This is a genomic window from Shigella sp. SIG6, assembly GCF_053555815.1.
Window position 1 is genome coordinate 1 of record NZ_JBQZXC010000313.1, and the last position, 507, is coordinate 507.

Sequence of the window (507 nt, forward strand, 5' to 3'; positions counted from 1 at the left end):
CCAGCATGAGCGGGATACCGGGGGCGGTGATGGAGGGCTCACCACCGCTGAACGTCAGCGTCTGAAAGAGCTGGAGCGTGAAAATCGTGAACTGCGCCGCAGTAACGATATCCTTCGCCAGGCTTCCGCTTATTTTGCGAAGGCGGAGTTCGACCGCCTCTGGAAAAAATGATGCCACTGCTGGATAAGCTGCGTGAGCAGTACGGGGGCGGACCGCTATGCAGCGAACTGCATATTGCCCCGTCAACGTATTACCACTGTCAGCAACAGCGACATCATCCGGATAAACGCAGTGCCCGTGCGCAGCGCGATGACTGGCTGAAGAAAGAGATACAGCGCGTATACGATGAAAATCACAAGGTATACGGTGTAAAGTCTGGCGTCAGTTGTTACGGGAAGGTATCAGAGTGGCCAGATGCACTGTGGCACGTCTCATGGCGGTTATGGGACTTGCCGGTGTTCTCCGGGGTAAAAAGGTCCGTACGACCATCAGCCGGAAAGCCGTTG

1 pseudogene and 1 other annotated feature are annotated in these 507 nt (G+C 55.8%); the pseudogene reads left to right on the forward strand.

Going from position 1 to position 507, the window contains the following annotated elements:
* A pseudogene (locus ACUU1M_RS20560) lies at positions 1 to 507 on the forward strand (IS3 family transposase); the annotation flags it as partial.
* Positions 127 to 243, forward strand: a sequence feature (AL1L pseudoknot). Its footprint overlaps the pseudogene before it by 117 nt.